Genomic DNA, 14,022 nt, shown 5'->3' on the forward strand with positions numbered 1-14,022 from the left:
TGATTACAGACGCGGCTCGACCCGCATGCGCTGCGGATTGCTTGGCAAAGGCGGGCGACCATAGCGGTCATCGCCGGCGCCGCCGAACGGTTGATCGGCGTCCCGCTCGTCATCGGCCCGGGCCGCTGCGCGGGCGGCTTCAGCCTGTTCCTTGCGGGCCTTGGAGGCGCGTTCGATCGGCAGGCGGATCAGCACGAAAATCAGGTACAGGCCGAACGCGATCATGGCGTACATGAGCAATTCGGAAATTGCGCGCCAGGCGTTGTTGCCGACCTTGAACGCCAGATCCAGCGCGGTAATCGCGATGGCCGGGGCGAATTTTTCTTTCACCGGGTCAATGATGGTCGGGCTGAACAGCAGCACCGCCATCAATACACGCAGCGACTCGCGCAGCCAGCGCCACATCCAGCGGGTCATGCGCATCCACACCAGCAGGCAGCCCACGGCGGCAAAGGCGTAAAGGCCCCAGGCGATCAGATAGTCGTTCTCGGTCATGGTGTCCATGGCAAGGCAGGCAAAGAGGCGCTTATAGTAACGACTTTTCGCACGTCAGGCTTCCCCGCCGTCCGTGCGGCCCTTATTTGTCATGTCCGAGAGCTTTCCATGCCCGTATCCGCCAACGTCAGCAGCGCCCCGATTGCCCACAAGGCCGCCGGCCACGACCCGTACGCCTGGCTGCAGGAACGCGACACCGACGCGGTGCTCGACTACCTCAAGGCTGAAAACGACTATCAGCAGGCGCAGACCGCCGATCAGGCCGAACTGCGCGAAACCCTGTTCGAGGAGATCAAGGGCCGGATCCTCGAAACCGACCTGTCGCTCCCATCACCATGGGGCCCGTACCTGTATTACACCCGCACCACAGCGGGTGACGAATACGCCCGTCACTATCGTTGCCCGCGTCCGGCTGACGACAGCCTGACCCTCGACGAAAGCCGCGAACAACTGCTGCTCGACCCGAACACCCTGGCCAACGGCGGTTTCTTCTCCCTCGGCGCCTTCAGCATCAGCCCGGATCACCAGCGTCTGGCCTACAGCGTCGATGCCTCGGGCGACGAGATTTACACGCTGTTCGTGAAGGAATTATCCAGCGAGCGTGTCAGCGAACTGGAATTCCAGGACTGCGACGGCAGCATGACCTGGGCCAATGACAGCCTGACGCTGTTCTTCGGTGTACTCGACGACACCCATCGCCCGCACAAACTGTTCCGCTATCGTCTGGACGGCACCGCCGCCGAAGAGGTGTTCCACGAACCGGACGGGCGTTTCTTCCTGCATTGCTACCGCGCCAGCTCCGAGCAGCAATTGCTGTTGTCCCTGGGCAGCAAGACCACCAGTGAAGTCTGGGCGCTGGATGCCAATAAGCCGCAGCAGCCGTTCACTTGCCTGGCGCCACGGGTCGAGGATCACGAATACGACGTCGATCACGGCAAGCTCGATGGCGAATGGACCTGGTTCATCCGCACCAACCGCGACGGCATCAACTTCGCCCTGTATCAGGCGCCGGACACCGGCATCGCGCCGAGTGAAGCCGACTGGCAAAACCTGATCCCGCACAGCGATTCGGTGATGCTCGATGGCGTTACCCTCAACGCCGAAGCCCTGACCCTGAGCCTGCGTGAGGGCGGTCTGCCGATCATCGAAGTTCGCCCACACGGTCTGGCGCCTTATCGCGTGCAATTGCCGGACGCGGCCTACAGCCTCTACGTACAAAACAGCCTTGAGTTCGAAAGCGACCGCATTCGCCTGCGCTATGAAGCGCTGAATCGTCCGGCTCAGGTTCGGCAACTGATCCTCGCCACCGGCGAACAGACCGTCCTCAAGGAAACCCCGGTGCTCGGCCCGTTCGACGCCGACGCCTACGTCAGCCAGCGCCTGTGGGCGACTGCGCCGGACGGCACCCAGGTGCCGATCAGTCTGGTGATGAAACGGGAAATGGTCGGCAAAGCGGTGCCGCTGTACCTGTACGGTTACGGCGCCTACGGTTCGAGCCTCGACCCGTGGTTCTCCCACGCTCGCCTGAGCCTGCTGGATCGCGGCATGGCATTCGCCATCGCCCACGTGCGTGGTGGCGGCGAACTGGGCGAAGCCTGGTACCGCGCCGGCAAGCAGGAGCACAAGCACAACACTTTCAGCGACTTCATTGCCTGCGCCGAATTCCTGATCCTCAACGGCATCACCACCGCGCCACAACTGGCGATCAGCGGTGGCAGCGCCGGTGGCTTGCTGATCGGTGCGGTGCTCAACCAGCGTCCGGATCTGTTCGGCGTGGCGATTGCCGAAGTGCCGTTCGTCGACGTGCTCAACACCATGCTCGACCCGGACCTGCCGCTGACCGTCACTGAATACGACGAGTGGGGTAATCCCGAAGAGCCGGAGGTCTACGAGCGGATCAAGGCCTACGCGCCGTACGAAAACGTCACCGCGCAGGCGTATCCCGCAACACTGGTGATCGCCGGCTACAACGACAGCCGCGTGCAGTATTGGGAAGCGGCCAAGTGGGTGGCGAAGTTGCGCGCGACCAAGACCGATGACAATCCATTGCTGCTCAAGACCGAACTGGGCGCCGGCCACGGCGGGATGAGCGGGCGTTATCAGGGATTACGTGACGTAGCGCTCGAATATGCATTTGTTTTCAAGATTCTGGGTATCGCCTGAGGAACTCCGCCGGTCAGTCAGGTCTTAATTCCGGGCACCGGGAGCCGATAAGCAGATCGGCCCCCGGTGGCGAGCCTGCCACCCGACACAACAAAAAGACCGCACGACATGTCAGAACCCACTCTACTGAACAACGAAATCCGCGACTGGCTGATGGACTGCGGCCTGTTCGATCAATTGCAACTGGCGGATTTTGCCGCCGCTTCGGGCTACTTCAGCATCAGCACCGTGGCTGAAGGCGAAGCGATCTTTCGCGAAGGCGATGCCGGCAGTTTCATGTGCATCATCCACACCGGCCAGGTGGCCGTGCAGAAAACCGGCGGCGACGGCCAGGTCGTGACCATGGCCACCCTGCGCAGTGGCCGCGCGTTCGGTGAAATGGCCGTGCTCGACGGCGAACGCCGTTCGGCGACTTGCGTGGCGGCGAGCAACTGTCAGTTGCTCAACCTCGGCAAGGATTCGCTGGAAAAAATGCTCAACGACGCACCGAAGATCGCCGCCAAGATCATCCGCGCCCTCGCCGTCTCCCTGTCCAAACGCCTGCGCATGGCTGACGGCCAGCTCGCCGCCCAGCAGATCTAGCCCCCCGGGGATTTGGGCTTGCTGTCGTTCTGTTCCAGGCCCGGCAATGGCTGATCCTTGGTCGGCGGGCTGGGCATTTCGATCGGCACCAGCGGCGGGCCGCCACTGCCGGGGCCGGCCTTGGGAATCGGTATCGGACTGATCTGCGGATACGGGGTCGGCGTCGCCGTGCCGGGCGAGCCCGGTTGCGGTGTCGGGCTGACGGGAATCGTCTGTTGCGCCTGTACGGCAGTTATCGAGAGCGCGGCCAGGGTAATGACCGTTAGAATGGTGCGCTTCATCAAGGGCTCCGTTGGCCTGAAGTCTGCCTTCAGGCTACTCCCAACGCGCCGGCTTGCCTTCCCCCCTGTAGAGATTTCCATGAAACGTTTCGTTCTGCTCGACACCACGCCGATCCCTGACAACGGTGGCGCCCTGTGCCTGTTCGAGTATGGCGAGGATTTCGTCATCAAGATCCAGGGCGGCGACGGCGGCCAATTGATGAACACCCGCATGCATGGTTCCGAAGACGCGCTGGCCGAGATCCCGTGCCGCAAGGTCTCCGGCCGGCCGGACTCGCGGGTGCTGATCGGCGGCCTGGGCATGGGCTTCACCCTCGCCTCCGCACTCAAGCATCTGGGCAAGAGCGCTGAAGTGGTGGTCGCCGAGCTGGTGCCCGGCGTGGTCGAGTGGAACCGTGGCCCGCTCGGTGAAAAGTCCGGGCGCCCGCTGCTCGATCCGCGCACGGTGATTCGTCAGGAAGACGTGGCCAAGGTGCTGCAAAGCGAGCCCAACGGTTTCGACGCAATCATGCTCGACGTCGACAACGGCCCCGAAGGCCTGACCCAGAAAGCCAACAGCTGGCTGTATTCCGCCGCAGGCCTGGCCGCATGCGCCAAGGCGATGCGGCCCAAAGGCGTGCTGGCGGTGTGGTCGGCCAGCGCCGACCGGCAGTTTTCCGACAAATTGAAGAAGGCCGGTTTCAAGGCCGAGGAAGTCCAGGTCTTCGCCCACGGCAACAAGGGCACCCGCCACACGATCTGGATTGCCGAGAAGCTCAAGGGCTGAGCTAAACTTGCCTCATAACCGTCATTAGTCTTTCTACAAAGGTGAACCCATGAGTTCGTCCACCCCGACCAACACTTCGAAGCTGGATCGCATCCTCGCCGACAACCAGCGCGACAAGGAGATGGGCTACCGCGACAAGGCCCTGAAGATGTACCCGCACGTGTGCGGCCGCTGCGCCCGTGAGTTTTCCGGCAAGCGCCTGAGCGAGCTGACCGTGCACCACCGCGACCACAACCACGACAACAACCCGCAGGACGGTTCCAACTGGGAACTGCTGTGTCTGTACTGCCACGACAACGAACACTCGCGCTACACCGACCAGCAGTATTTCGGCGAAGGCTCGCTGAGCACGCCGAAAATCGCCAAGGCGACGCACAATCCGTTTGCGGCGCTGGCCGGGCTGATGAAGAAAGAAGACTGAGTTCCCCACTCTGATCGTTCCCACGTCGAGGCGTCGAACCGTCCGCGTGGGAACGATCTGTCCTGAATCTGCCCGCCCTCCCCCAATCCCCGTATAATCGCCCTCTTTTTCCCGAAGGCACCCCGCTCGTGGCAGACAAACGGTACAGCTGCATTGGTTTGTATAACCCCAAATCACCGGAAAACGTCGGTTCAGTGATGCGCGCCGCAGGCTGCTACGGCGTGTCGACCGTGTTCTACACCGGCAAGCGCTACGAGCGCGCCGCCGACTTCGTCACCGACACCAAGCGCGTGCACTACGACATCCCGCTGATCGGCATCGACGACCTGAAAAAGATCCTGCCGCTCAACTGCGTCCCGGTCGCCGTGGAACTGGTCGACGGCGCCCGCCCGCTGCCGGAATACACCCACCCGGATCGCGCCCTGTACATCTTCGGCCCTGAAGACGGCTCTCTGGATCAAGAGATCCGCGACTGGTGCGAAGACGTCGTGTACATCCCGACCACCGGCTGCATGAACCTCGCCGCCACGGTCAACGTCGTGCTTTACGACCGTATGGCCAAAGGCCTGAACACCCGCTCCGGGCCGAAATTCCGCTGAAACGCCGCACATCCGATGGAACGAGCTGACCGCCTGCGCAGTCAGCTTGTTTATCGATTACTCATTGCCTGGAGAAAGATCATGACCGAGCTCAAACGCGTCGAGCGTATCGAATCCACCCCGTTCCAGAGCCGTTCCGAGCAGAACGTCGAAGGCTGGGAACGCATCGGCTCGCTGGCCGGCGGCGTGATCATGGTCGGCAAGGGCCTGCGCCGTGGCGGGGTGTTCGGGCTGATTCAGGTGGCGATTGGCGGCGTGGCCATGGCCCGCGGCATCACCGGCCACAGTTCGGTGAAAAGCCTGCTGGAGAAAAGCCGTCAGGACATGAACAACGTGCGGGCAAAGATCGAGCGGGCTGGTGAAGAACTGAGCAAGCTCAAAGCCAATGCCGAGGCGGCGACGAAGACCGCCACCGTGACTGGCAATGATTCGGTGAAATCGCCGAAAGCCGGGGTCTGACCGCTACCGAAGCAACCCGCTATCGAGGACTTTGGACGACTCGCCGAGAATGCTTTCGGCGAGTTGCACGAACTCTTTGGTATCCACCGTCCCCAGATGCATCGCCCCGCGCAGCACGTCATCCAGCGAGCGCTTGTTGCGGGTCTTCAGGCGAATCTCGCCGTCCAGTTCCTGTAACAACAGCACCGCTTTCGACAGCTGCGCCGGGCTGATCTGCTCGCCGCGCAGGGTCGTGACCTTCTGGCTGTCCTTGGCCAGTTTCGCCTGCAACGCCTGATAGCGCTCGTCGCTCATCCCCCCGGCACGGCGCACCAGTTCGATTGCGTAATACTCGGCAAAACCCTCGCTGATCCAGTCGCTGCGCTGCTCGTCGTTGATCCGTCCGAACACCTGCGCCAGCTCGCGCACCAGTGCGCTGCTGCCGCTTTCGCTGACCAGCGGCAACCGCGTGTTGAGGTAGATCGACTCCCGTGCCGCCAGGCTGCCGCGCCACATCGGGTCGTTGGCGCCGACAATCAGCAGTTTGCTCGGATGGCGGGGAAATACCGCCTGCACCTGCGGCCAGACGAACGTCAGCAGCGTCAGCACATCCATCCGGCGCATGCCCTGCCCTTGCGGCGAGGCCACGGTGACTTCGGTTTCCCCTAACCGCGTGCGGCGGCTGCCGAGGTGGCCGGCGAGCATCCAGCCGGTCGGGCGGTCGAACAGGCGTGACGGATTGTCGATGCGGAATTTGTTCTTGCCAATGCGCGGCCAGGCGGTTTCGACGCTTTTCCAGCCGTCGGGCAATTCGAAGTGCAGGCGCGCGACCAGCTCGATGCCATCCTGTTGGTCGAGCCTGGCCGGCGGCACCAGTTCATCGCCGCGCATCAACGCCCAGGTTGGGGTCATGCGCGTGTCGAAGCTGCCGTTCTTGCGGCCGTGGCTGATGCGCACGCGGTAGGTCAGGCTGGCCTTGTCCGCCGCTGGTCGCCATACGCCCCGCGCCGGTTTGCCCGGCGTCAGTTGCCATTGGCCGTCGGCCTTGAAATCGCTGTAATGGCTGCCATCGCCAAGGTCGAAATCCAGGCTGCGCACCGCTTCGCCCTTGGCGAGGGTCAGGCGCACTTCGGCCTGATCGCTCTGCGGCAGCAGGCGTACCTGATAATCCAGATCGACTTTCTTTGCCGCCCACACCGGCGCACTCAGCGCCAGCAACGTGACGATCAGCGCCCGGCGCAATCCCGTCGCCATACCTGCTCCTTGGTCAATCGTTAACCTGCGCGGAAAATCAGGTGATCTTCCCAGTCGTCTTCCGGCACGCTGCCTTCGGCGAGCATGCGCCCGGACTGGGAAATCCGTTCATGGTGCACCGCGTCGCGATCACCGCAGACCAGGTGATGCCACAGCGGCAGATCCTTGCCTTCGCTGACCAGCCGATAACCGCAGGTCGGCGGCAGCCATTTGAATTCTTCGGCCTGGCCCGGGGTGAGCTGGATGCAGTCCGGGACAAACTTCATGCGGTTCGGGTAATCGCTGCACTGGCAGGTTTTCAGGTCCAGCAGTTTGCAGGCGATGCGCGTGTAATAGACGCTGTTGTCTTCTTCATCCTCGAGCTTTTGCAGGCAGCACAGGCCGCAACCGTCGCACAGCGATTCCCATTCCTCGTGATCGAGTTGATCGAGGGTTTTGCGTATCCAGAACGGTTCGACTTTGGCGGCCATGGCTCAAGCATCAACATCAGGTGGTGAAAAGGCCGCCAGTCTAGTGCCCAAGGCCCCGTGATCCAAGCGCTGGCGACTGCCGGTTGTGCAGGGCTTGTCAGTTTTTGCGCGGCCAAGTAGCTTTGCCGGTCACACCGGGCCTTTACCGGATGCCATTAACGCTCGACCGCGTTGCATCCGGTGAGCTGCAGGCTTGCGACACAACCCCATCGTTCAGCCCAACTGATCCCGCCGGGTTTCGCTTCCAACCTGTCCTCAAACGTAGCAAGGAATCTCTCGATGAGTGCCAACCCTCGCGTTGCCGAATACGCCATTCACCCGCAGTTCACTGATCGCTGGTCGCCCCGCGCCTTCACCGGCGAAGCGATTTCCGAGGAAACCCTGCTGAGCTTCTTCGAAGCCGCGCGCTGGGCGCCATCGGCGTACAACTCGCAGCCGTGGCGTTTTCTCTACGCCCGTCGCGACACGCCGAACTGGGAGCGTTACCTGGGTCTGCTCAATGAGTTCAACCGCAGCTGGGCCCAGAACGCGTCGGCGCTGGTGATCGTGATTTCGAAAACCACCTTCACCGCACCGGGCGCGATCGAGGAAACGCCGGCGCTGTGGCACACCTTCGACACCGGTTCCGCGTGGGGCCATCTGGCGCTGCAAGCGAGCCTGAGCGGCTGGCACACCCACGGCATGGCCGGCTTCGATCAGGAGCTGACCCGCAAAGAGCTGAACATTCCGGAAGGTTATGCGCTGCACGCCGCCGTGGCGGTGGGCAAGCTGGGTGACAAGGCAACCCTGGCGGATTACCTGCAGGCACGGGAAACGCCGAGCCCGCGTCGCCCGCTGAGCGAACTGGCGGCTGAAGGGGATTTCACCCTCTAAACCCCGTCGCTTGATCATTCCCACGCTCCGCGTGGGAACGATCTCTATAGTCAGTAACCGCGTGCGAAATCCACTTCCCCGCGCAACGCCTCTCCCGCCTGATACGCCCGCAAGTTATCCAGAAACAACTGCACCATCATCGGCGGCGAGGTCGGCGCCGAACTGTGCCCGGTCAGCAGCAAGCCCCACGCGGTCCAGAACGGATGCCGTTGTGGCAGCGGTTCCTGACGGCAGACGTCGATCACCGCGCCGGCCAGATGGCCTTCCTTCAACGCTTCGACCAGATCCGCATCGACCACGGCCACACCGCGCCCGGCGTTGATGAACAGCCCGGTCGGCTTGAATTGCTTGAACAGCGCAGCGTCGTAGATATCGTGGGTGTGCTCGGTGTTGGGCAGCAGGTTGACCACGTAATCCGCCTCGCCCACCAGCCGCGGCAAGTCCGCCATCGAACCGACTTCGACAAACGGCGCCTGCTCGCGAGCGCTGCTGGCGATGCCGTACAACTCGACGCCGAACGGCAGCAGGAACTGCGCCACGCTCTGGCCGATGTCACCGGTGCCGACGATCAGCACCTTGCGCCCGACCAGACTCTGACCGGTGCGGTTGTCCCACTTGCGCTCGACCTGACTGACCAACCGCGCCAGTACTTCGCGCTCGTGGCCGAGCATGTAGGTCAGCACGTATTCAGCCATTACCTGACCGAAAATGCCGACCGCCCGGGTCAGGCGGTAATCCCGGCGCAGGCCGTCGGCCAGCAGCGGCGTGATGCCGGCCCAGGTCGATTGCAGCCATTGTGGCTGGTGGCCCTGACGCAACAGGGTTGCCAATAGATCCGGCTGGCCCAGCCACACCGGGCAATCGACGGCCTGGCGGGCCAGTTCGGCGGAGTCGCCGCTGGTCAGTACTTCAAGCTCCGGAGCCGCCTGACGCAGCAGTCGGGCGTATATCGCGTGGTCGTGTTCAGCAATCAGAACGCGCATCTTCAAACCTTTCGCAAACCGTGCAGGCGGCCGTCCACTTCGTGGCAGCCGTCGCCGTAAAAACCGTTCCAGGGGTTACAAGAGGCCCAGGACAGGGCCTCGCGGATCAGACCGGATCGTTGCGTCGCAGCAACTCTTCGGGCAAGTGCTCGATGTACTCTTCCTCGGCCGGTGGCATTTGCAGGTGATAGCCCTGCTTTTCGAGGTTTTCCAGGACCACGGCGATGTCTTCGCTGGCCAGCTTGCGCTCGGGGGTCAGCACCAGATCGAAGGAGTGCCTGGCCTTGCCGAACGCCGCCATCAGCCCTTCCGGCACGCGCTCCAGCGCATCGCTCTTGAGCACGTACAGGTACATGCCGCTTTTCTTCGAACTTTGATAAATGGAACAAATACGTTTCAAGGCTGTTCTCCGGCGGTGGCCAGGCTGTCGAGCAGCTTCTGACCCATCAATTCGCGGCGCCAGCCACGCAGCGAATCAGGCAATTGGTAAGGGCCCTCGGGGAAGCCGCTTTTGACCAGCGCTTCGAGGGTTTTCTTGCGCAGCATCAGTTCCGGCGCGATGCCCAGACGTTCAGCTTCGGCCTGACCGAGCGCCCGCAGCTGTTTGATCAGCGCAGCGGCTTCGATCGGCAACGGCTCCGGCACGGCTGGCGGCCATTGATCAGGCCCCACACTGCCAGAGCGCTTGATCAGATCAAGCAGAAACTCGCCGTCCTGACGCACGGTACGCGGGTGCATGTCTTCGATCTTGCCCAGCGCGCTGAGGTTGTCCGGTTGGGTCCGGGCCAGCGGCCACAGCGAGTGTTCACGCACGATGCGGTTGCGCGGCAGATCGCGGGCGCGGGCCTCGCGCTCACGCCAGGCACACAGCTCGCGCAATACGGCCAGTTGGGCGCGGGACAATTTCCACGCCAGTTTGGCCTCGCGATACACCTCGTACGGATCGGTCTCGCGGCGCAGGTTAGCGACCAGTTCGGCGCCGTCCTCCAGCACCCAGGCGAATTTGTCGTCGGACAGTTTCGGACGCAGTTGTACGAAAACCTCCGCCAGATGCACGGCATCTTCGGCGGCATAGCTGATTTGCGTGTCGGACAACGGACGCTGCAACCAGTCGGAACGGGTTTCGCCCTTCGGCAGTTCGATGCCGAGCACTTCCTGCACCAGACGCGAATAACCCATCGAGAACCCGAGGTTCAGGTAGGCAGCGGCCAGTTGGGTATCGAACAGCGGCGCCGGCAGGCTGCCGGTCAGGCGCAGCAAGACTTCGAGGTCTTCGCTGCAGGCGTGCAGGACTTTGAGCACCGCCGGGTTTTCCAGCAACGCGGCCAAGGGTTGCCAGGCGTTGATGGTCAGCGGATCGATCAGGTAGGCGCGTTTGCCGTCGCCGACCTGCAACAGGCCGGCAATCGGGTAGAAGGTGTCGACCCGCATGAATTCGGTGTCGAGGGCAACGAACGGCAGCTGCTGCCACTCGGCGCAAAACTGCGCGAGGCTATCGTTGTCGCGAATCCAGTGAATATCGATGGCCACACGGCTCTCCCTTCAAGAATGGCGCGCAGTATATATCGCCACCGGCGCTTTCCGCGCCTCTACAGGGCAAGAGCTTGATGAAATCTCCTGCCTGAGGGAAAGAATAGTCTTACAGAGTGAGTCTGCCGGCTCAGTCCTTGGCCAACACCCCGTCGATCACCGCGCCCCGGCAGCCGGCAAACATGTCCAGATCGGGCTGGTAGACCTTGCTCTGCACTTCCAGCAGACCGAGCATCGAGTGGAACAGGTTGTCTTGGCTCAGCGGTTTGTCGCGGCTCATTTGCAGGCAATGGGTGTCGACCGAGTAGGACTTCTGATAGCTGTCGGAGAACCACGCCAGCATCGCCACGTGCTTTTGCTGCTCCGGCGCCAGCATGTACGGCGTGCCGTGGAGGAACAGGTTGTACTCGCCCAAAGATTCGCCGTGGTCGGACAGGTACAGCATGGCGGTATCGACCTTGTCCTGATTGCTGCGCAGCACATCGATCAGGCTCGACAACACATGGTCGGTGTACACCAGCGTGTTGTCGTAGCCGTTGACGATGCTTTCGCGGCTGCAATTGTTCAGCGCGTTGCTTTCACACACCGGGGTGAAGCGCTCGTATTCCTTCGGATAGCGCTTGAAGTATTCCGGGCCGTGGCTGCCCATCTGGTGCAGGACCAGCACGGTGTCCTTGTCCAGGTGATCGATGAAGCTTTGCAGGCCTTGCAAGAGGATTTCGTCGCGGCATTCGCTGTTGGCGCACAGCGCCGGGTCTTTCAGATTGCTGACATCCTGCAAGGTGACGCGATCGCAGGTGCCCTTGCAGCCGGACTGATTGTCGCGCCAGATCACGTCGATCCCGGCACGTTTGAGCACGTCCAGCAGCCCTTCCTCATTCTTCGCCTTGCTGGCGTCGTAATCCTTGCGGCCCATGTTGGAGAACATGCACGGCACCGACACGGCCGTTTCGGTGCCGCAGGAGTGCACGTCGGTGAAGGCGATCAGGCCGGCTTCCTTGTCCAGTTTCGGCGTGGTGTCGCGGTCATAACCGAGGATGCCGAAGTTTTCCGCCCGGGCACTTTCCCCCACCACCAGCACCGTCAGGGATTTACGCGGATGATTCTGCACGGCGACGTTGCGCTGGGCGTCTTCGCCGATCGTGACGAACGGTTGCTGCGCCGAAGCCACCTGCTCACGCAGATAACCGGCCGAGGCGCCGATGTAGTTGCTCGGCACCAGCATCAGGCGAATTTCGTGGTGATTGCGAAACAGCGACGACAACCCTTGATAATTGGCCAGCGCGACACCGCCAATGACTGCGACCGACGCCACACTCACAACAACTTTGCTTAATAACTCGCGATGCCAGCGGCGATAGTTGACTGGAACTTTCCACAACAACCAGGACGGCAAGACACCCAGAAAAACGATATAAGCCAGCAACTTCAAAGACAGCAGATCGCGCACTTCCGTGGCATTGGTTTCGGCAAAGTTTCTAAACATGCCGGCATCGATCATTACACCGTACTGGCTCATGAAATAAGCCACGCCGGCGCTGACCATAAACAACAACGTCAACACGGGTTTCAACACGGGTCGAAACGCCAGCAACGTCAGCACGATGTTATACGCCGCGAAGATCATCACCCCGAACGCAATGCGCATGGCAATGCCCTTGCCGTCCGCAGCGGTGATATCGAACAGGTGTTGCCAGAGAACGAAATTGAATCCGGCCAAAAGAAAGGCGCTGGCAAACAACGTCACCCATTCCGGGCGCACGGCTTTTAACTTGAACATGGCGAGGGGCTATTTCCTTGAAAGAAGTGCCGTCGTCAATTGTGAAAATTTCATTGACTCAGACAACACAAACTTTAAGCAGGCAACCATCAATTTTTTGTGAAAAAGAAGCCAACGATTAGTTGGCCCATGAAATAACCGTGAAACTTTCGGAGTATTTGAGAATGGTTCAGCTGTGGTTCAGTCGCGCGTGACGAGGTCGCCGTATCGACCGCCCCGGTTCCAGGGTCTGAAGAGGGAAAGCGTTCGCGCCACTGCCCGACCCGTCTGGATAAAGGCTTCTGGCCACCTTTCCCGGGTTTGATTGTGTACGTCGTGTTACTAAAACTTTCTGTCCCACAACTGACCGTGAAAAGTCCTACAGGGCTTTCTCCTGGCACCATCGTTCCGTTACGATCATGCGCACACGTTTGCGCGGATTCGGCGCAAGGAGCACAGCGAGACAGAACGGATGCTGAACAGTAACTTGCTTAGAAAGCTCGACATGCAGGATCTCATGGTGTTTGTCGCCGTGTATGAGCAAAGCAGCGTCACCGACGTGTCGGAGGCGCTGTTCGTCAGCCAGTCCACCGTCAGTTACTGCCTGAAAAAACTGCGCACCAGCTTCGAAGACGATTTGTTCGTCAACACCCGCACGGGCATGCGCCCGACCTACAAGGCCAGCAGCATGTATGGCCATGTGCAGAAAATCCTCGAAAGCATCAACCTCTGCCACGCCGGCGCCCCGACCTTCGACCCGATGGCGCAGCCAGTGACTTTCAACATCTGCGCCCCGGAATACTTCGAGCAACTGATCCTGCCACGGATGTTGAAGCGCTTCGACTTCGATGACTTGCCGGTGATGGTCAACATGCACAAGTTCGAAACCGACGTGCCGGTCGAAGAGTTGCGCGACGGCAGCCTCGATCTGGTGATCTGTTTCGGCCCGCACTTCCATCGCAGCCACGCCGACCTGAAATCACGGATGTTGCTGGAAGATGACCTGGTCTGCGTGTTCGACAAACGCGCCACACCGCTGGAGCCGCGCCTGAGCCTGCAAGCCTTCACCGAACGCCGGCATGTGTTCCCGACGCCGTGGACGTCGACCACCAACATGGTCGATGGCTGGCTGGCGCGGCAGGCGCAGAAACGCCAGATCGTCGCCCGCTCCAACAGTTACAGCGCGGCGTTGAAGATGATCACCGGCACCGATTTCATCCTGACCCTGCCCCGGCGGATCCAGCGTTTGCTGACCAACGACGCCGTGTTCAATCACTGCGAGGCGCCGAACGGCCTGCCGGGTTTCACCCTCGACATGCAGTGGAGCCACAACGTCGATCAGGACAGCGCCAACCTCTGGCTGCGCGAGCAGGTCGTCAAGACCTGCGCGGAGCTGGAAGCAGCCTGA

General features: G+C 61.6%; 16 protein-coding genes. 8 read left to right on the forward strand and 8 right to left on the reverse strand.

Features of this window, described 5'->3' with window-relative positions; all coding sequences use genetic code 11:
• Positions 1-3: 3 nt before the first annotated feature.
• Complete coding sequence (locus tag AC1RT4_RS11530) at positions 4-504, reverse strand: MFS transporter (protein ID WP_493085420.1); 501 nt, start codon at positions 502-504, stop codon at positions 4-6.
• 99 nt (positions 505-603) lie between these two features.
• Between AC1RT4_RS11530 and AC1RT4_RS11535 the strand changes: the two genes are divergently transcribed.
• Together AC1RT4_RS11535 and AC1RT4_RS11540 are read left to right on the forward strand one after the other, a co-directional pair.
• Positions 604-2,658: a S9 family peptidase gene (locus AC1RT4_RS11535; RefSeq protein ID WP_493085421.1), complete on the forward strand. Its 2,055-nt coding sequence runs from the start codon at positions 604-606 to the stop codon at positions 2,656-2,658.
• A 108-nt stretch (positions 2,659-2,766) separates the two neighbouring features.
• On the forward strand, positions 2,767-3,240 hold the full coding sequence (locus AC1RT4_RS11540; protein ID WP_007956482.1) for a cyclic nucleotide-binding domain-containing protein: 474 nt from the start codon (positions 2,767-2,769) through the stop codon (positions 3,238-3,240).
• Here AC1RT4_RS11540 and AC1RT4_RS11545 read toward each other — a convergent pair.
• The gene (locus AC1RT4_RS11545; protein ID WP_493085422.1) at positions 3,237-3,521 is read right to left on the reverse strand and encodes a hypothetical protein; all 285 of its coding nucleotides are present in this window, start codon (positions 3,519-3,521) and stop codon (positions 3,237-3,239) included. The genes AC1RT4_RS11540 and AC1RT4_RS11545 overlap by 4 nt on opposite strands.
• Before the next feature lie 79 nt (positions 3,522-3,600).
• Here AC1RT4_RS11545 and AC1RT4_RS11550 point away from each other — a divergent pair, with 79 nt between their 5' ends.
• From AC1RT4_RS11550 to AC1RT4_RS11565, 4 genes are all read left to right on the forward strand, one after another.
• A complete protein-coding gene (locus AC1RT4_RS11550; RefSeq protein WP_493085423.1) occupies positions 3,601-4,287 on the forward strand; it encodes a spermine/spermidine synthase domain-containing protein in 687 nt (228 codons plus the stop codon).
• 49 nt (positions 4,288-4,336) lie between these two features.
• Positions 4,337-4,708 (forward strand): YajD family HNH nuclease, encoded by a 372-nt coding sequence (locus tag AC1RT4_RS11555; protein WP_007944009.1) that lies wholly within the window; start codon positions 4,337-4,339, stop codon positions 4,706-4,708.
• A gap of 128 nt (positions 4,709-4,836) precedes the next feature.
• Positions 4,837-5,307 carry an RNA methyltransferase gene (locus AC1RT4_RS11560; RefSeq protein ID WP_007958066.1) on the forward strand — a complete coding sequence of 157 codons (471 nt, stop codon included), beginning with the start codon at positions 4,837-4,839 and terminating at the stop codon, positions 5,305-5,307.
• An 81-nt stretch (positions 5,308-5,388) separates the two neighbouring features.
• Positions 5,389-5,766 (forward strand): YgaP family membrane protein, encoded by a 378-nt coding sequence (locus tag AC1RT4_RS11565; protein ID WP_007958064.1) that lies wholly within the window; start codon positions 5,389-5,391, stop codon positions 5,764-5,766.
• Between the two features lie 3 nt (positions 5,767-5,769).
• On the opposite strand, the gene AC1RT4_RS11570 is transcribed toward AC1RT4_RS11565, so the two are convergent.
• Entirely contained in the window at positions 5,770-6,999 is a 1,230-nt protein-coding gene (locus AC1RT4_RS11570) for a hypothetical protein (RefSeq protein ID WP_493085424.1), read from the reverse strand.
• A 20-nt stretch (positions 7,000-7,019) separates the two neighbouring features.
• Positions 7,020-7,469 (reverse strand): YcgN family cysteine cluster protein, encoded by a 450-nt coding sequence (locus AC1RT4_RS11575; RefSeq protein WP_007958058.1) that lies wholly within the window; start codon positions 7,467-7,469, stop codon positions 7,020-7,022.
• Positions 7,470-7,748: 279 nt separating this feature from the next.
• Between AC1RT4_RS11575 and AC1RT4_RS11580 the strand changes: the two genes are divergently transcribed.
• Positions 7,749-8,342 (forward strand): nitroreductase family protein, encoded by a 594-nt coding sequence (locus AC1RT4_RS11580; protein WP_493085425.1) that lies wholly within the window; start codon positions 7,749-7,751, stop codon positions 8,340-8,342.
• Positions 8,343-8,392: 50 nt separating this feature from the next.
• On the opposite strand, the gene AC1RT4_RS11585 is transcribed toward AC1RT4_RS11580, so the two are convergent.
• The 4 genes from AC1RT4_RS11585 to AC1RT4_RS11600 all read right to left on the reverse strand — a co-directional run bounded on the left by AC1RT4_RS11585 (position 8,393) and on the right by AC1RT4_RS11600 (position 12,635).
• Positions 8,393-9,325, reverse strand: a complete 933-nt coding sequence (locus tag AC1RT4_RS11585; RefSeq protein WP_007958054.1) for a D-2-hydroxyacid dehydrogenase — start codon at positions 9,323-9,325, stop codon at positions 8,393-8,395.
• Between the two features lie 106 nt (positions 9,326-9,431).
• Positions 9,432-9,725 carry a YcgL domain-containing protein gene (locus AC1RT4_RS11590; protein WP_039772642.1) on the reverse strand — a complete coding sequence of 98 codons (294 nt, stop codon included), beginning with the start codon at positions 9,723-9,725 and terminating at the stop codon, positions 9,432-9,434.
• Positions 9,722-10,855: a ribonuclease D gene (gene rnd / locus AC1RT4_RS11595; RefSeq protein ID WP_007958043.1), complete on the reverse strand. Its 1,134-nt coding sequence runs from the start codon at positions 10,853-10,855 to the stop codon at positions 9,722-9,724. The genes AC1RT4_RS11590 and rnd overlap by 4 nt, the downstream gene beginning before the upstream one ends.
• 130 nt (positions 10,856-10,985) lie before the next feature.
• The gene (locus AC1RT4_RS11600; RefSeq protein WP_493085426.1) at positions 10,986-12,635 is read right to left on the reverse strand and encodes a phosphoethanolamine transferase; all 1,650 of its coding nucleotides are present in this window, start codon (positions 12,633-12,635) and stop codon (positions 10,986-10,988) included.
• A 451-nt stretch (positions 12,636-13,086) separates the two neighbouring features.
• Between AC1RT4_RS11600 and AC1RT4_RS11605 the strand changes: the two genes are divergently transcribed.
• Positions 13,087-14,022 carry a LysR family transcriptional regulator gene (locus tag AC1RT4_RS11605; RefSeq protein WP_007958041.1) on the forward strand — a complete coding sequence of 312 codons (936 nt, stop codon included), beginning with the start codon at positions 13,087-13,089 and terminating at the stop codon, positions 14,020-14,022.

The sequence above is a fragment of the Pseudomonas sp. GW821-FHT11D10 genome (assembly GCF_058808435.1).